At 57.2% G+C, this 17,187-nt stretch carries 16 protein-coding genes and 1 tRNA gene; 4 read left to right on the top strand and 13 right to left on the bottom strand.

Annotated elements, in window-relative coordinates; genetic code table 11:
- Positions 1-129: 129 nt before the first annotated feature.
- The 7 genes from purB to DY250_RS11280 all read right to left on the bottom strand — a co-directional run bounded on the left by purB (position 130) and on the right by DY250_RS11280 (position 5,435).
- Positions 130-1,500, bottom strand: a complete 1,371-nt coding sequence (gene purB, locus DY250_RS11310) for an adenylosuccinate lyase (RefSeq protein ID WP_115612380.1) — start codon at positions 1,498-1,500, stop codon at positions 130-132.
- A gap of 69 nt (positions 1,501-1,569) precedes the next feature.
- Positions 1,570-2,190: an HI_0552 family protein gene (locus tag DY250_RS11305; RefSeq protein WP_115612379.1), complete on the bottom strand. Its 621-nt coding sequence runs from the start codon at positions 2,188-2,190 to the stop codon at positions 1,570-1,572.
- Positions 2,187-2,861 carry a DUF4328 domain-containing protein gene (locus tag DY250_RS11300; protein WP_115612378.1) on the bottom strand — a complete coding sequence of 225 codons (675 nt, stop codon included), beginning with the start codon at positions 2,859-2,861 and terminating at the stop codon, positions 2,187-2,189. Before DY250_RS11300 ends, DY250_RS11305 begins: the two co-directional genes overlap by 4 nt.
- Positions 2,862-2,871: 10 nt before the next feature.
- Positions 2,872-3,570, bottom strand: coding sequence for a DUF4328 domain-containing protein (locus DY250_RS11295; RefSeq protein WP_115612377.1), 699 nt, complete (start codon positions 3,568-3,570; stop codon positions 2,872-2,874).
- A gap of 41 nt (positions 3,571-3,611) precedes the next feature.
- The gene (locus DY250_RS11290) at positions 3,612-4,094 is read right to left on the bottom strand and encodes an FKBP-type peptidyl-prolyl cis-trans isomerase (protein ID WP_115612376.1); all 483 of its coding nucleotides are present in this window, start codon (positions 4,092-4,094) and stop codon (positions 3,612-3,614) included.
- Between the two features lie 19 nt (positions 4,095-4,113).
- Positions 4,114-4,641 carry a phosphatidylglycerophosphatase A family protein gene (locus DY250_RS11285; RefSeq protein ID WP_115612375.1) on the bottom strand — a complete coding sequence of 176 codons (528 nt, stop codon included), beginning with the start codon at positions 4,639-4,641 and terminating at the stop codon, positions 4,114-4,116.
- A gap of 2 nt (positions 4,642-4,643) precedes the next feature.
- Complete coding sequence (locus tag DY250_RS11280) at positions 4,644-5,435, bottom strand: cell division protein ZapD (RefSeq protein WP_040389173.1); 792 nt, start codon at positions 5,433-5,435, stop codon at positions 4,644-4,646.
- Between the two features lie 261 nt (positions 5,436-5,696).
- Between DY250_RS11280 and tal the strand changes: the two genes are divergently transcribed.
- On the top strand, positions 5,697-9,533 hold the full coding sequence (gene tal / locus DY250_RS11275; RefSeq protein ID WP_115612373.1) for a transaldolase: 3,837 nt from the start codon (positions 5,697-5,699) through the stop codon (positions 9,531-9,533).
- A 124-nt stretch (positions 9,534-9,657) separates the two neighbouring features.
- On the opposite strand, the gene DY250_RS11270 is transcribed toward tal, so the two are convergent.
- Positions 9,658-10,722, bottom strand: coding sequence for a 3-deoxy-7-phosphoheptulonate synthase (locus tag DY250_RS11270; protein ID WP_115612372.1), 1,065 nt, complete (start codon positions 10,720-10,722; stop codon positions 9,658-9,660).
- A gap of 115 nt (positions 10,723-10,837) precedes the next feature.
- Between DY250_RS11270 and DY250_RS11265 the strand changes: the two genes are divergently transcribed.
- Entirely contained in the window at positions 10,838-11,701 is an 864-nt protein-coding gene (locus tag DY250_RS11265) for a polyprenyl synthetase family protein (protein WP_115612371.1), read from the top strand.
- 183 nt (positions 11,702-11,884) lie between these two features.
- A tRNA-Gly gene (locus tag DY250_RS11260) sits at positions 11,885-11,958 on the top strand.
- 210 nt (positions 11,959-12,168) lie between these two features.
- Here the strand turns inward: DY250_RS11260 and DY250_RS11255 are convergent.
- Genes DY250_RS11255 through proC form a run of 5 tightly spaced genes read right to left on the bottom strand, consistent with a single transcriptional unit; the run spans position 12,169 to position 15,957 of the window.
- Entirely contained in the window at positions 12,169-12,420 is a 252-nt protein-coding gene (locus tag DY250_RS11255) for a hypothetical protein (protein ID WP_006985669.1), read from the bottom strand.
- 9 nt (positions 12,421-12,429) lie between these two features.
- On the bottom strand, positions 12,430-14,283 hold the full coding sequence (gene mnmG, locus DY250_RS11250; protein WP_115612370.1) for a tRNA uridine-5-carboxymethylaminomethyl(34) synthesis enzyme MnmG: 1,854 nt from the start codon (positions 14,281-14,283) through the stop codon (positions 12,430-12,432).
- A gap of 3 nt (positions 14,284-14,286) precedes the next feature.
- Entirely contained in the window at positions 14,287-14,580 is a 294-nt protein-coding gene (locus DY250_RS11245; RefSeq protein ID WP_115612369.1) for a DUF167 domain-containing protein, read from the bottom strand.
- A complete protein-coding gene (locus DY250_RS11240; protein WP_115612368.1) occupies positions 14,580-15,110 on the bottom strand; it encodes a YggT family protein in 531 nt (176 codons plus the stop codon). Before DY250_RS11240 ends, DY250_RS11245 begins: the two co-directional genes overlap by 1 nt.
- 4 nt (positions 15,111-15,114) lie before the next feature.
- Positions 15,115-15,957: a pyrroline-5-carboxylate reductase gene (proC, locus tag DY250_RS11235; RefSeq protein ID WP_115612367.1), complete on the bottom strand. Its 843-nt coding sequence runs from the start codon at positions 15,955-15,957 to the stop codon at positions 15,115-15,117.
- A 158-nt stretch (positions 15,958-16,115) separates the two neighbouring features.
- Between proC and DY250_RS11230 the strand changes: the two genes are divergently transcribed.
- Positions 16,116-17,186, top strand: coding sequence for a type IV pilus twitching motility protein PilT (locus DY250_RS11230; RefSeq protein ID WP_040389175.1), 1,071 nt, complete (start codon positions 16,116-16,118; stop codon positions 17,184-17,186).
- Position 17,187 lies beyond the last annotated feature (1 nt).

Genomic DNA, 17,187 nt, shown 5'->3' with positions numbered 1-17,187 from the left:
GCCCGCCAAGCGGCGTAGTTACTGGGTTCTCCAAGCGGCATAAATACTGGGCCCGTCAAGCGGGTTAAACGCTGGGTTTCCGCTTGGCACATTTGTAAGAAAACACCCTAACGGATGGGGCGGTGTAGTTCAGATGCGTTTCGCGAGTGCCTCAGCTTTGCCGGTGTAGTCGGCAGGCGTCAGGGCGAGCAGGCGGGCCCTGGCGTCAGCCGGCAGGTCGAGGCCGTTGATGAAGGCGTGAATTTCTTCACGGCTGATGTGTTCTTTGCCGCGTGTCAGTGCTTTGAGTTTTTCGTAGGGCTGCTCGATGCCGTAGCGGCGCATCACGGTCTGGATGGGTTCGGCAAGCAGTACCCAGGTGGCGTCCAGGTCGGCAGCAAGGGCTGCCGGGTTGGCTTCGAGTTTGTCGAGGCCGCGCAGGTGTGCCGTCCAGCCGAGCAGGGTGTAACCGCAGGCCACGCCCATGTTGCGCAGCACGGTGCTGTCGGTGAGGTCGCGCTGCCAACGCGAGACGGGCAGTTTTTCCGCGAGGTGGTTCAGGATGGCGTTTGCCATGCCGAGGTTGCCTTCGGAGTTTTCGAAGTCGATGGGGTTCACTTTGTGCGGCATGGTGGAGGAGCCGACTTCGCCCGCTTTGATTTTCTGGCGGTAGTAACCCAGCGAGATGTAGCCCCAGATGTCGCGGTTGGCATCGATGAGGATGGTGTTGATGCGTGCGAGGGTGTGGAAGTATTCGGCCATGTAGTCGTGTGGCTCGATCTGGATGGTGTAGGGGTTGTAGCTGAGGCCGAGCGCGGTTTCGACGAAGTTGCGGCAGTGGCTTTCCCAGTCTTTGTCGGGGTAGGCAACGAGGTGCGCGTTGTAGTTGCCGACGGCGCCGTTGATTTTGCCGAGCAGCGCCTGGGCGCGCAGTTGGGCGGTTTGTCTTGCGAGGCGCTGGTGGATGTTGGCGATTTCTTTGCCGAGGGTGGTCGGGGTGGCCGGTTGGCCGTGGGTGCGGCTCATCATGGGCACGGCGGCGTGGGTGTGCGCCATGTCGCGCAGTTTGGCGGTGATGCGGTCGAGGGCGGGCAGGAGGACGTTGTCGCGCGCGTCGCGCAGCATCAGGGCGTGGGCAAGGTTGTTGATGTCTTCGCTGGTGCAGGCGAAGTGGATGTATTCGCTGGCGGCAGCGATTTCGGTGTTATCCGCGAAGTGTTGTTTGAGCCAGTATTCGACGGCTTTGACGTCGTGGTTGGTGGTTGCCTCAATCTGCTTGATGGCAGCGGCGTCTTCGTGGCTGAAGGTTGTGATGGTGTGCTCGATGGCGGCAAGGGTTTTGGCGCTAAATGGCGGGACTTCGCCGATATCCGGCGCGGCAGCAAGGCTTTTCAGCCATTCGAGTTCGACGGTGACGCGCGCTTTCATCAGGCCGTATTCGGAATGGATGGGGCGCAGGGCAGCGACGGTTTTGGCGTAGCGGCCATCAAGCGGGGAGAGGGCGTAGAGGGGGTCAAGCATGGGGAATCCTTGGGTTGGAGGTTGGGGGAAGGCGGAAGAGGTTATCTCGCTTGGCGGCACTTCGGGCTGCTAGGGATGGCAGGCTTCGTAGAGCGGTTGCAGGTCGCGGATGGTTGCCGCTATCCAGGTCGCGCTGTCTTCGCGTCCGAGCTGGTCGCGCTCGATGTGTTTGCCGATGTTGTAATAGTCGTCGGCGTTGCGCAGGCGGATGTTCGCTGTTTGAGCGACGGTCGGGTAGTCGGCGTATTCGTCTTCGTCGCCGTGCCAGAGGTCGTAAGCGGCGTAGTGTTCGCGGTCAAGCGCGTCCAGCCAGTGGTTGTAGTGAGCCAGGGTGGTGGTGGAGATGCCGGCTTTGTAGCAGTGCCAGTCAAGGCTGACGGTGAGGCGGCGCTGGTTGAGCAGGACGGAGAGGATGGCGGCGGTGTCCTGCCAGTCGCGGTATTTGTAGTAGGCGAAGAAGTGGGCGCGCACTTGCCAGCCGTTGCACCAGCGCTCGATATGCGGCGCGGCAAAGGGTTCGCCGAGGCGTTCGCTCACGCGATTGATAACGGCGCGCCAGTTTTCCCAAGCGGTTTTGTAGTCGGCCTTGATTTGCGGGATGGCTTCGGGGGCGTATTTTTTCAGTTGTGCGAACTGGTAGCAGGGCAGGTCGAACAGGTCGCAACTGGCGGGGCTGAGGTTGGGGGTCATGGGGTTTCCGTGGTTTCGCCTGGTGCGGGTCGCATGGTGGCGTAGGTTTGTTGTGCTTGGCTGATGGCGCAGGTGATTTTGATAAATAACAGGGCTGCTATAGTAACCAATAAGCAATTGATAATTCCTGTTATATAGCCTGATGGGCTAAACGGATCTTTTTGTATCCATGTGTAAGACATTCCATAAGTTGGAGTATTGAACAGGAAGCATATCCACCAAACAGAAATGATATTTCGTTTATAGCAGGTTTTATCATCTAAAACGGCAAAGCTCTTGAACCATAATTCAGAGATGATTTGGTAAGGAGCAATAAGGCTGATAATGGGGAGAATGCAGCACCATGCGGCTTGATATGGTTGGTAATGTACATTCGGTATGTTGAACGAATGAAGATTGGCAATACTGCGGTAAATCCATTTTAATGACAATATTGCGCAAATTATGAAGCTGATTATTTCAATATAACAAATTATTAAGTAAATATGGCCTAAGTTTTCTAGAAATTCTTTTGGGAAGAGGTTTTTATTGAATGCGTTATTATTTGTAGCTAAAAAATAGGTAAAAGCAAGGAACAATATTCTAAAGCAGCTGCAAAGCGTGAGTAGATACAGGATGTAATGCAGATAGCGGGTGAGCGATTGTAATTTATTGTATTTATAGTCTTTCATGGGGATTCCTCTATGGCTTTGGGGACTGTTCCTGGCGGACGATGCTTTGCTGCTGCTGGTAAACGGCGGCTTGTGCCTGGTTGATACGGTGGATGAGGATATTTAGGGTCTGCGCTGAAATCAGGGCAAAGGTGTGCATGGTAAGCAGAAAGAAGATACCCGTAATAACGGCGTTGGCGGTATGGCCAGCAATCATGCTGCTGCAGCCTATAGCCAGGAAGGTTATCCACCAGCGGAAGATGAGGTTTTCGTTGTCGTATTCAGGGTCGTGTGCGAGGGCAAGGCTGCCGCGCCATAGTTCCGCCATGATGCTGTATGGATAGTAGAGGTTCAGTATCGGGATGAACCACCAGAGGATAGTCCGTCCCGGGGTGTAACGGATTTTTGCGTGCTTGGGGCTGAGAGCATGCAGGTTTTCGTTGGCGCAAAAGAGCCAAGCGAAGGTCATGAGGCCGCTGATGATAAAGAAGAGGGCGGTAAAGACGGTGAGGATTTGGTAGGTGGTGTCAGCATGGCGCAGATAGGGCAGGTAGCGGAAGTAGTCGGCAGCAGTCTGGTTGCCGCGCCAAGCGAGGTAGCCGATGGTTAGCAGGGTGAGAATGGCCGCTGCGGTCGTATATTGGTAGGCGCGGATGAAGCGACGCAGCCAGCATTCTAGTCCGTGTAGAGCGCTGTATTCGTAGAGGGTGTCATCGGCGTAGGCATTCATGGCAAAAAAGGCAGCTTGCGCTGCCTGGGTTTGTGTTGGCTTTAATGGTGGTGATGGTGTCCGTGCGGACCGTGCACGTGGCCATGCGCGATTTCCTCAGCGGTCGCTTCGCGTAGGCTCTGCACTTTTGCCTTGAAGCGCAGGGTGAGGCCGGCAAGCGGGTGATTACCGTTCAGGGTGGCGTGGGTGTCGTCCATGTCGGTCACGCGGAAGTAGCGGATGTGGCCGTGACCGTCTTCGCCTTCCAGGATGTCGTCCACTTTGATTTCCGGCGGCAGGATATCGCGTGGTTCACGGCGGATGTGTTCTTGTTGCAGGTCGCCGAAGTGGTCGGCAGGGGCGAGGGTGAGGTCGATTTCATCGCCGGTGTTCTTGCCTTCCAGTGCCGCTTCGACTTTGGGGAAGGTGCCGTGGTAGCCGCCGTGCAGGTAGGTAAGCGGGGCACCGTCGTGGACGATTTGTTGTCCCTGGTCGTCATAGAGTTCGTAGGCGAGTTCGACGACGCTGTTTTTTTGGATAGGCATGGGAAATCCTTGGGTTGGGTTAGATAATGGCGGCGATAAGCCACAAGGGGATAAGGGCGTAGATGGCGGCAAGGACGTCGTCCAGCATGATGCCGAAACCGCCCGGGGTGCGGCGGTCGATTTGCCGGATGGGCGGCGGTTTGGCGATATCAAAAACGCGGAAGAGCAGGAAGGCGGCAAGGCAGCAGGGCAGTATTCCCCAGCGTTGCCATAGGGCGGGGGGCAGGTAGGCGAGCACGATCCACACGCCAACAAATTCGTCCCAGACGATTTCGCCGAAGTCATGTACGCCGAGGTCGTGCGAGGTCTTATCGCAAAGCCAGCAGCCAATGGCAAAGGTGGCAAGCAGGAAAATGGTGGTAGTGATGAACCCTGTCAGCAGGAATGAGAGCGGGTAGTAGAGGATGGTGGCGGCGAGGGTACCCCAAGTACCGGGAGCGGGGTGTATCAGGCCGCTACCAAGACCGAAGGCGAAGAAGTGGACGGGTTTTTTGACAAGGCTGGCGAAGGTATGCGGGCGGAAGCCTTTGGGGTTCTTGGCATTCATGGTCAGAGGACGCAGGTTTGCAGGGCGAAGCGCACCGGGGTTTCGACTTGTTTGGCGCGTTCTTCCGGGTTTTCCTGGGTCATGAACCGTACCGAGAAGCGGTGTTTGTCGCCACTGATGCGCGGGAAGACGCGGTGCTCGTCGTCGAGATGGATGCGGATCATCTGGTTACGGCGGTTGCTGTCGAGGGTTTTCAGGAAGATGCCGTCATCGGTGTATTCGTTGGTCAGTTCCGCTCCGGCACGCACCAACCGCAGTACTAGCGCTACAGCACGCGCGATGGGCAGGAACATTTCATAGCATTGTCGCAGGAAGGGGTTTTCGTGATTTTCGTTTTGCAGCAACCAGTATTGGTAAGCGGGGACTTCAAAGAGGCAGTTGCCGCTTTGATTGAAGTTGCGCTGACGCAGGCTGGTGAAGAGTTCGTTTTCCCGTAAGGCGCTGATGGGATTGAAGTTTAGCGCATAGGCCTCTTGCAGCGACATATCAATGCTTTCCAGTGTCGCCACCCGCTCGTCCAGTGTCCACGACAGGGCGAAATGTTCGCGGTCAATACCCGTTTTGTAGCCTTGCAATTCTTTGATGATTTCTGAGCGAATTTCGTAACGGTGCAAAAAATCCAATACGTCAAAAAGGGCATCAAGGAAGAGCTGGATGGAATAATATTCGTCGGCACGGTGGAAGTTTTTCATTTGGAAAAACATGGATTCCAGACGCATGAACAGGCGGATGCGTTCATTGAGCGGCTGTTCGTAAGTACTTAATTGGCATTGGGTTTCTGGGCTGATCGGCATGACGTGGAGCGCTAACGGTGCGAAGAGGGCGCATATCGTGGCACAAGCGCGCCGCAAGGCGCAAGCCCTGCCCGCCGCGTTGCGCGTAAGAGGGCTGATTTGGTATAGTTTCGTGCCGGATTCACGGCTACGGAAGCCGTCCGACACCTTAGATTTCATACGCTTATTATAAAGTCCGACAAAAGCACGATGCTTGATCGGGCATTGTTTTTTACTTAATGACAGCCGTGTGTCTCGGCATGCGGTTGCGGAGCCCGGATAATGAAAAGAATGCTTATAAACGCGACCCAGCAGGAAGAACTGCGTGTCGCGCTGGTTGATGGCCAGCAACTCTACGACCTTGATATTGAAACTCTTTATTCCGCACAGAAAAAAGCCAATATTTACAAAGGTAAAATCACCCGTATCGAACCCTCGCTGGAAGCGGCTTTCGTAGATTACGGTGCCCAGCGGCACGGATTCCTGCCCTTCAAGGAAATCGCCAAAGAATATCTGACCGGATCGACCACCACTCACGACGACCACCCCAGTTTCAAGGACATGATAGAAGTCGGGCAGGAAGTGCTGGTGCAAATCGACAAAGAAGAGCGCGGCAACAAGGGCGCAGCACTGACTACTTATATCAGCCTTGCCGGACGTTTCCTCGTCCTGATGCCGAACAATCCGCGCGCTGGTGGCGTCTCACGCCGCATCCAGGGTGATGACCGCAAAGAACTGCGCGAAACCCTTGACCTGCTTGACGTGCCGGACAACATGGGCATCATCGTGCGCACTGCCGGGGTTGGCCGCGCCCAGGAAGAACTGCAATGGGATCTTGATTTCCTGCTGCAACTGTGGGATGCCATCACCGAAGAATACCGCAAGGCCCCGCCGCAACGCCTCATCTATCAGGAAAGCAACATCATCGTCCGCGCCCTGCGCGACTATCTGCGTCCTGACATCGGGCAAATCCTCATTGATGACGAACGCGTTTATCAGCAGGCCAGTGACTTCATGACCCTGGTCATGCCGAACAACCTCAACAAACTCAAACTCTACCAGGACAACATCCCGCTCTTCACCCGCTACCAAATCGAAGGACAGATTGAGACTGCCTACCAGCGCAACGTACAACTGCCCTCCGGCGGTGAGCTGGTCATTGACTACACCGAAGCGCTCGTTTCCATCGACATCAACTCCTCGAAAGCGACCAAAGGCGGCGACATTGAAGAAACCGCTTACCAGACCAACCTCGAAGCAGCAGACGAAATTGCGCGCCAAATGCGCCTGCGCGACCTTGGCGGCCTCATCGTCATCGACTTCATTGACATGGGCGTCAGCCGCAACCGCAAAGACGTGGAAACCCGCCTCTATGATGCGACCAAAATTGACCGTGCCCGTGTACAAATCGGACGCATCTCGCGTTTCGGCCTGCTCGAACTGTCGCGGCAACGCCTGCGCCCGTCCATGGACGAATCCAGCCACCGCGTCTGCCCTCGCTGCAAAGGGCAGGGTTCAATCCGTGGCATCCAGTCCATGGCACTCTCGCTCCTGCGCCTTATCGAAGAAGAAGCGATGAAAGACCGTACCCAGCGCATCACAGGCGAACTGCCGGTGAGCATAGCCACCTACCTGCTCAACGAAAAACGTGCCGTCATCCGGCAAATCGAACAGCGCAACAGGGTTGAAGTCGTACTCGTGCCGAATGCTGACTTGCACACGCCGGACTACTACATTTCGCGCCAGCGCGACGACGAAATTGACGACGATACCGCGCCGATGCCAAGCTACCGCTTGCGCACCCGCCACGAAAGCCGCGAAGAAAACGACTCTGTCGTCCATCCGGGCGACATCACAACCGAGCAGGCCGCCGTGCAGGGTGTCGTACCGCGCGCGCCTGCCCCGCAAGTCAGTAACAGCAGCGAGTACAAGCGCGGCCTGGCGGCGCTTTTCTCCAAAGTTGTTGCCCTGTTCAAAGACAACAGCCGATCAGCGCAATTGCAGGAAACCGTCAAACCTGTCGCAGACAAACGTCGCGAGCGTACCGCACCGGCACGTAACCGCCGCGAACGGCACGAACAAGAACGGCCGCAACAAACCACAGCGCCGTGCAAACAGCCGGAAAAAAAACCTGTCGAAGCGCCATCACAAGAAACCCGCCGCCTGCGTGGCGACAGCCGCCAGGAAGAAGCCGCACGTCGCTACGAAGAAGCCTTGCAGCAAAACGTCCCGCGCGAAGAAACTGCAGCACCGCGCCGCGAATGCGAAAAACCCGCGCGCAGCGCCGTACCGAAAGACGACATCAACCCGAGCCTGGAAACCCTGCTCAACCCGCCGGAAGAAATCAATGGCCGCACCGTGCGTAAAGGCCGTCCGCGCGACATCCACGCCGTACGCGGCCAGGGCAAGGCAGACTACATCCCGCAGGCACCAACAGATAATGACGCCGCTCCCGGCCTAATCGAAGACCTCGCACTGAAAACAGAGGCCGAAACCGAAACTGCGCCACCAGTCAAAAAAGCGCCGTCCTTCGCCAAAATCAAGCCACTGCCGCCGTCGGATGCCGAAGCGCCGGGACTCGTCGCCCTGCTGGATGACACCCTGCCCAAACCTGCTGTCCCTGCCCTGCTGCCCGGCGATAAACTGCGCGAAGATGCCCACTACCCGCTACACGTCCCCGCTGCCAAAAGCGCCGCACAAAACCCGCTGCACCAACTGATGGCACTGGGACAAAGCGTCTGGTACGACAACATTGATCGCACCCTGCTCGACAGCGGCGAACTGGCACGCCTCATTGCCGAAGACGACCTGCGTGGCATCACCTCAAACCCCGCCATCTTCCAGAAAGCCTTCGCTGGCGATGCTTACGACAGCGCCCTGCAACACTGGCTGGAAGACAACACTGGCGGCGTACGTGACGCATTCTATGCCCTTGCCATAGAAGACATCCGCCGCGCCTGCGACCTGATGCAGCCCGTGTACGAAAAAACTGGCGGCACCGACGGCATGGTTTCACTGGAAGTCTCACCCGATATCGCTCACGACAGCAACAAAACCGTAGCCGAAGCGCTGGACCTTTATCGCCGCGTGGCGCGCGAAAACCTGATGATCAAAGTACCGGCGACCCTGGCCGGCATTGACGCCATCCGCCGCCTCACTGCCGAAGGCATCAACATCAACGCCACCCTGCTCTTCTCGCCGGAACGTTACCGCCAGACCCTCGAAGCCTACATTGACGGCCTGAAAGAACGCGTTGCCAGTGGACAATCCATTGACCTGCTGCGTTCTGTGGCAAGCTTCTTCGTCAGCCGTGTGGACAGCAAAATTGATGCCCAGCTTGCCGACGAACACGCCGACTTGCGTGGTCGTGCGGCTATTGCCAATGCTCAGGCGGCATACAGTTACTACCTTGAGCGCATCAGCCACGATGACTGGCTCGAACTCGCCAAAAAAGGCGCCGCCGTACAGCGCCTGCTGTGGGCAAGTACCGGCACCAAAAACCCCGCTTACTCGGATGTGCGCTACGTCGAACTGCTGATTGGCCGTGATACCGTCAATACCATTCCGCCTGCAACCTACGCCGCTTACAAAGACCACGGCTGTGCCGAAGAAACCCTGCTGCGCAACATCGACCAGGCCCCGCAATTGCTGCAACAAATCACTGATGCAGGCATTGACTGGGCACAGCTCTACGTTGAACTCGAAGCAGAAGGCCTGGCGGGCTTTGAAAAAGCCTTCAGCGAACTGTTAGCTACCCTCGCAGGCAAAATCAAAACCCTGCGCCAAGCGGCAGAACAAAGCGCTGCACCTGCTGCGGAAACAGCGATGCATGAGGGTGATAGCGTCGAAGAAGCGGTAGAGGAACATGCTACCGCTGCACCAGAGACTGGAGAAATGCCAGAGGCAAATACTCCGGTTGAATCAGTAGTTGACGATGTTGCCACGCCAGCGACAACCGAAGCGACAGAAGTTGCCCCCTCAGTCAATAACGAAGCCACTGCGAATGGCGACAGTGACATGACTGTCGTCGAAGCGGATCAGGCAGGAGAAACCCTACCCCCGAATGAGTCCGAAGCGACACAAGATGGTGAAAATACCGAAGGCGACGACGAGCACTGAGACATCTATTCACCGTGTATCAAGCCTTCCACCGCTTGCGGGGGAAGCGCATTTACCGCTGACATCAACCAGCACTAAAAAGGCGCTGTCTAACAGCGCCTTTCTTATTGCCATGTTCACGCGGTTACAGCGGCATTTTTTTCTGCCGTTCCGCTACAGCATCGGAAAGGAGCGCCAGCATTTTTTCCGTATCTTCCCAGCCGATACAAGGGTCGGTGATGCTTTGTCCATAAGTGAGCGGTTTGCCCGTCTCAAGCTTTTGCGCGCCTTCGACCAGATTACTTTCCGCCATCAGACCGATGATATGGCGATCACCGGCAGCGATCTGTGCAGCAACGCTGGTGGCAACCGTCATTTGTTGCAGGTACTGTTTGTTGCTGTTGGCGTGGCTGCAATCGATCATGACATTTTGCGGCACATGGGCCGCTGCTAACGTGGCAACGGCGGCTCTGACGTGCGCAGCATCGTAATTCGGCCCATTGTTACCACCGCGCAGGATGAGATGGCAGTCCTCATTGCCGCGTGTGTTGACAATCGCGGCATGCCCGCTTTTGGTGGCACCGAGAAAACTGTGCGCACAACGCGCCGAAACAATGGCATCAACCGCAATCTGCACATCACCATTGGTCGCGTTCTTGAAACCGATCGGACAGGAAAGTCCTGACGTAAGCTGACGGTGAATCTGGCTTTCCGTGGTGCGGGCGCCGATGGCCCCCCAACTGACCAGATCAGCGATATATTGCGGGCTGATGACATCAAGATACTCAACGGCGGTCGGAATGCCCAATTCCGCCAAATCCAGCAACAGTTTGCGCCCGATGCTGAGACCTTCATTGATGGCAAACGAACCGTCCAGGAAAGGATCGTTGAGCAAGCCTTTCCAGCCAACCGTAGTGCGCGGTTTCTCAAAATAGACGCGCATCACGATCAGCAGCTGCTTACGGTAGCGTTCGGTCAGCGGGCGCAGGCGGGTCGCATATTCGCGAGCAGCATCCACGTCATGAATCGAACAGGGCCCAACCACAACCAGCAGGCGGTCATCTGTGCCGTGCAAAATGGCATGAATACCTTCACGTGCAGTATTGATCGTGGCGGCGGCGGATGTCGTCAGAGGGTGGCGTTCCAGCAGGGTAACGGGCGGTATTAATTCATCAATGCTGGCAATGCGTAAATCATCTAAAGGTTGCATGGTGCATTCCATAAAAAAATCGGGTTTGGCAAGATAACGTAAAAAAGTAGGCAACGGTAGGGGCGGCGACGCATTTCCAGTACAATCCACCGCTTTCCCCAACCGCATGACTACCATGTCCGACCTGCTTGCCGCCTACCAAAACCGCCTCGAAATCGCCCTTGCCGCCTGCCTGCCGCCCGCCGGAGAACGCCTTGCCGACGCGATGCGTTATGCCACCCTTGGCGGCGGCAAGCGGCTGCGTGCCGCGCTGGTGTACGCGACGGCGGACGACTTTGCCGTGCCGCTGGACGCAGTGGATGCCGCCGCCTGTGCTCTGGAAGCGTTGCATGCCTACTCACTCATCCATGACGACCTGCCCGCGATGGACGACGACGACCTGCGACGCGGCCGTCCCAGCACGCACAAAGCCTTCGACGAAGCGACCGCTATCCTCGCCGGCGATGCCCTGAACACCCTTGCTTTTCAACTCCTAGCGACCAGTCCGCTGCTGCCAGCCGCCCAAATAGCCCAAGTTCGCATCCTGGCGAACGCTGCCGGCTGGCGCGGTATGGTAGGTGGACAAATGCGCGACATCATCGCAACCGGTAGCCGCTTGACTCTGGACGAACTGCAAGCGGTGCACGCCGGCAAAACCGGAGCCTTAATTCGTGCCGCATTGCACTGCGGCGCCATTCCGGCCGCTAACTACGACGAGAACCGCCCAGCTCTTGACGCGCTAGGCACCGCCCTCGGGATTGCCTACCAAATCGCCGATGACATCCTGGATGCGACCGCCGATAGTGTTACTCTCGGCAAAACAGCTGGTAAAGACTCCGTCCAAGGGAAAAATACCTATCCCGCCCTGCTCGGCCTTGGTACCGCCCGCGCCGCTTTTATGACATATAGCGAACAGACACGCGCAGCGGCGACACGGCTACCCGATGGCGCCCCACATCTACGGGCACTGTTGGCGATAATTGACGGGCGAAAAAATTGAGTAGTCGCACTGACAACCCAGAGCTGTATCGCTTCACTTCGCCGGGCCCGGCGAATCATGCCGCCATAGGATTGCCATCCGCAAATACCAGACGCAGATCCATACCGCTAGAAAGATACAGCGCAGCGGGTTTCCCGTATGGATTTCATAAAATGGCCACTATATAATCCGCGCCCATCACGGGCGGGTGTAGCTCAATGGTAGAGCAGAAGCTTCCCAAGCTTACGACGAGGGTTCGATTCCCTTCACCCGCTCCACACCCACTTATCAGCGCCTATCAGGCGCTTTCTTTTTACCTGTAAAAAAACGTCACTTATCAAAATATTTTCTTTTGCCTTGCTTTTGCCGCTACTCTTTTAGCTTCTGTTCTTTATTTGTGAATATCCTGGATGATGCTTGTCATAGGCATCTTTGATGCAAAAGCCACCGCAGGCGGCGGCTTTTTTTATGCGTGGTTGTTGGTGAATTTAGTTATCGGTACTGTCTCCTTCTTCGTCAAGGTAGCTGTTGGTTTTCAGCGAGTGGCCGTCCCATTCGTGGTCGGGGTCGGGGATGTACACCAGGCCGCCGGTTTCGCTTTGGCTGATTAGCCAGCCGCCGGGGACGGGGGTGCGGTAGAGTTCCGGGGTGTGTTTGTTGTTGCGGCTTTTCAGTTTTTGCCAGTTGAGTACAGGCGCGCTGTTGCCGAAGATGAGGTCTTTGATTGCGTTGATGGCCATGAAGGTTCCTTATTTGGGCTGCGGGTGTTTTTTGAGGTGGATGAGGAGGATGGACAGTGCCGCCGGAGTAACGCCGGGGATGCGCGCGGCCTGGTCGAGGTTTTCCGGCTGGATTTTATCCAGTTTTTCCGCGACTTCCGCCGAGAGGCCGTGGATGGCGCGGTAATCACAGGGGCGTGGCAGTTTGTGCGCACGGTTGTTTTTGAGTTTTTCAACTTCGTGTTGTTGACGCTCAATATAGCCCGCGTATTTGGCGGCGATGTCGATTTGTTCGATGACGGCATCATCCAGCGGCGGGGCATCAAAGCTGGGCAGGGCGGCGAGTTGGGCGTAGTCGTATTCAGGTCGTTTCAGCAGTTCGGCGGCGCTGGTTTTCTGGCTGATGCCCGCGAGGTGCGCCGGGCTGATGTGGGTGTGGCGCAGGCGCTCTTGTTCGCGGGCAACGGCTTCTTCTTTGCGGCGGTAGTGGCTGTAACGGTGTTCGTCCACGCAGCCAAGCCGGTAGCCAGTGGGGGTGAGGCGGGCGTCGGCGTTGTCTTCGCGCAGGAGCAGGCGGTGTTCGGCACGGCTGGTGAACATGCGGTAGGGTTCGCGTGTGCCCTGGGTGATGAGGTCGTCAATGAGGACGCCGAGGTAGGCTTCTTCGCGTTCGGGGTACCAGGGTTCGTGGTTCTGCACGCGCAGGGCGGCGTTGATACCGGCAAGCAGGCCCTGGGCACCCGCTTCTTCGTAGCCGGTGGTGCCATTGACTTGTCCGGCGAGGTAGAGGTTCTGGATGTGGCGGCTTTCCAGAGTGTGCTCGAGGTCTTGCGGGTCGAAGAAGTCGTATTCGATGGCGTAGCCGGGGCGGGTGATGCGCGCGTGTTCGAGGCCGGCGATGCTGTTGATGTAGGCAATTTGCGCCTCAAAGGGCAGGCTGGTGGAGACGCCGTTCGGGTAAAGTTCGCCGGTAGTCAGGCTTTCGGGTTCGATGAAGATTTGGTGGCTGGTTTTGTCGGCGAAGCGCATGATTTTGTCTTCGATGGACGGGCAGTAGCGCGGGCCGTAGGCGTCTTTGATGACACCGGCATACATGGGAGCCTGGTCGATGTAGGCGCGGATGATGTCGTGGGTGCGTTCGTTGGTGCGGGTAATGTGGCAGTTGACTTGACGCGGGTGTTCGCTGGCACTGCCAAGGTAGGAGAAGACGGGTACTGGGGTATCGCCAGGCTGGGCTTCCATGCGGCTGTAATCGACGGTGCGCGCGTCAAGACGCGGCGGGGTGCCGGTTTTCATGCGTGCGAGGTTGAACGGCAGGTCATGCAGACGGGTGGCGAGTTCGTTCGCAGGTGGATCGCCGGCACGGCCACCGGGGAAACTGTTCAGGCCGATATGGATTTTGCCGCCGAGGAAGGTGCCGGTGGTGAGGATTACAGTTTCGGCGCGGTAGTTGATGTGTTGTTGGGTGCGCACACCGCGTATGCGCCCGTTTTCGATGATGAGGTCGGTAACGGCTGCCTGAAAGATGTCGAGGTTGGGCTGGTTTTCAACCATTTCGCGCACGGCGCTTTTGTAGAGGTTACGGTCGGCCTGGGCGCGGGTGGCGCGCACGGCGGGGCCTTTGCGGCGGTTGAGGATGCGCCACTGGATGCCGGCGCGATCGGCAGCGCGTGCCATGATGCCGCCTAAGGCGTCAATTTCTTTGACGAGGTGGCCTTTGCCTATGCCGCCGATGGCAGGGTTGCAGCTCATTTGCCCGATGGTTTCGATGTTGTGGGTGAGGAGCAGGGTGCGGACGCCCATGCGGGCGGCAGCGCAGGCGGCTTCGACGCCGGCGTGTCCGCCACCGATAACGAGGACTTGGTAGGTGTAGGGGGATTGCATATGTCAGGGTTGGGCGGGTAGTTGCCAGTCGGCAGGGAGTTTTTGCGGCGCGGTGATGGCAAGGATTTTTAACGGGCTGCGTTCGCCGCTTTGCACGTTCACGGCGCGTTTGCTCACGCCGAATTGTTCGGCTAGCCAGCGGCAGAGGTAGGCGTTGGCTTTACCGTCTTCGGGGGCGGTAGTAATGGCGATTTTGTGGCGGTCGTCATGGATGCCCTGGTATTGGTCGCGGCTGGCGCGAGCGGTGATTTTCACAGCAAGGATGAGGGTATCCGCCTGCCAGTGTGCGGCAGCCATTAGCCGATAAGTCCGCCGAGGAGGAGGCGGTTGATGCCGTTTTGCGCGAGATAGAGGATGAAAAGCGCCGCCATCGGGGTGAAGTCAATCATGCCAACGGGGGGGATGATGCGGCGCAGTGGTGCCATGAGCCAGTCAGCGCAGGCGAGGGCGATTTGCATCACCGGCTGGCGTGGGTCGGTTTGCAGCCAGGAACCGATGACGATGATGAGGATGGCGTAGAAGATGGTGTTCAGCCAGGTGTTGATGATGAGGGTGAGGAACAGGGCGATGAAGACACCGAAGGAGGCGTGTATCGCAGCGGTGAAGACGAGGGAGATAGCCAGGGCGATGATGCCGGCGACAGCAAGTGCGCCAAAGTCGTAACGCGAAGGCGGCAGAAGTTTGCGGAAGGGCAGCACCAGCGGGTCGGTGTGGCGGTTTAACTGCTGCGCCAACGGGTTAAAGCCGAGGCGGTAGAGGTTGGCGTGGAAGCGGATAAGGAAGAGGGCGATGAGGAGTTTGCTGATGAAGAGAAGGATGTTTTGCATGGGTTTACCAGTCTTTGGTGAGTTCGTCGGCAATGGCGCGGCTGCGGGCGGCAACGGCGGTCATGGCATCGTCCACAATGGTATCGAGTTTGGCACGGTCGAAAACGGCAAGCGCTGCTTCGGTGGTACCGCCCGGGACGGCAATTTTTTGGCAGTAGTCGGCAAATTCGGGCGGGGTATGGTCGTTATCCAGGGCGAGGGTACCCGCGCCGACGGCTGTCCAGGTGATGATGTCGTAGAGTTCGTCACGCTCGAAGCCGTAGCGTTCGCCTGCGTCCAGCATCGCCTGCATCAGGCGGAAGAAGTAGGCGATGCCGCTGCCGGAAAGTGCCGTGATGCCGTCAATTTGGGTTTCGTCGTCCAGCCAGGCGGTTTCGCCAATGGCGGTGAAGACGGCGTTAATGAGGTCTTCTTCGCTGGGGTCAAGGTCGTCATCACTATATATACCGGTAAGCGAGGCCTGGCGTGAGGCGGCGACGTTCGGCATGGCGCGGATGATGATGGCATCGTCGCCGAGGATGCGACGGTAGTGCTCAATGCGGATGCCGGCAGCGAGGGTGATGATGATTTTGTCGTCGAGATTGCAGTCAGCAAGTTCGTCCAGCACTGCTTTCATCTGCACGGGTTTGACGCCAAGGATGATGTAATCACTATCGGCGACGAGCTTACGGTTGTCAGTATGGGCGTTGATGCCATGTGCCTGTTTGAGGTAAGCAGCACTTGCGGCGCTTTTGCAGGTGGCATGAATGTGTTTGGCCGAGAAGCCGTTAGCACCGTCGGCAAGCATACCGCTGATGATTGCGGAACCGAGGTGGCCGGCACCGAGGAATCCGATGGTTGTGGCCATGTGTATATCCTGTAATGTTTGTTCTGGTCGGGAGAGGCGTAACGGCGCGAATCTTACCATGTTTGCCCTGTGTGAGCGGAAGTTTGGCTTTGTTTTACGGCGTTTTGCGGTAATATATGCACCTTGATATTTTTTAAGAATTGGAAAAGGATGTTGTCATGAATATTGAAAAAGAAAAGAATGAAGCCAAGCTGGATGACCTGTTGCGTTTTACCGACAAACAGAAAGCGTCTGACTTGCACCTCAGCTCCGAACTGCCGCCGATGATCCGGGTGGATGGCGATATCAAGCGTCTTAACCTGCCGCCGCTTGACCGCCAGCAGTTGCGCGACATGATTTATTCGATCATGACCGATACCCAGGTCAAGGACTTTGAAGAACACTGGGAAGCGGACTTTTCCACGGAAGTCAAAGGGATCGCTCGTTTCCGGGTGAACGTCTTCAACCAGAACCGTGGTCTCGCTGTGGTGTTCCGGGTTATCCCCAGCCGTGTGCTGTCGCTGGAAGATCTGAAAGCGCCGGAAAAATTCGTGGACATCATTGATGTGCCGCGTGGTTTGGTGCTGGTGACAGGGCCGACCGGTTCCGGTAAATCCACCACGCTTGCCGCGATGCTGGATCACATCAATAACCATCGCCACGAACACATTCTTACCATCGAAGACCCGATCGAATTCGTGCACGAATCGAAGAAATGCCTGGTTAACCAGCGGGAAGTGCACCGTGATACCAAGAGCTTCAACAACGCCCTGCGCGCGGCACTGCGGGAAGACCCGGACATCATCCTCGTCGGTGAGTTGCGTGACTTGGAAACCATCCGCCTCGCGCTGACTGCATCAGAAACCGGGCACTTGGTGTTCGGCACCCTGCACACCTCCTCCGCTGCAAAAACCATCGACCGGATTATCGACGTCTTCCCCGGCGAAGAAAAACAACTGGTGCGCTCAATGCTGTCTGAATCACTGCGAGCGGTCATTGCCCAGACGCTTCTGAAAAAAATCGCCGGTGGCCGGGTCGCGGCACACGAAATCCTCGTTGCCACTTCGGCGGTAAAAAACCTCATTCGCGAAGACAAAATCGCCCAGATTTATTCCGCTATCCAGACCGGTGCGCAGTACGGTATGCAGACCCTTGACCAGTCCCTGCAACGCCTCGTTGCCCAGGGCCTTATCGACAGACAGACCGCTGCCGCCAAAGCGCACGACAAAACCCTCTTTACCCACGGATAAA

It is taken from the genome of Cardiobacterium valvarum, from assembly GCF_900460955.1.
Taxonomy (GTDB): domain Bacteria; phylum Pseudomonadota; class Gammaproteobacteria; order Cardiobacteriales; family Cardiobacteriaceae; genus Cardiobacterium; species Cardiobacterium valvarum.
The sequence above is the reverse complement of the archived record's forward strand: the minus strand, read 5'-3'. Positions and strand labels throughout refer to the sequence as shown.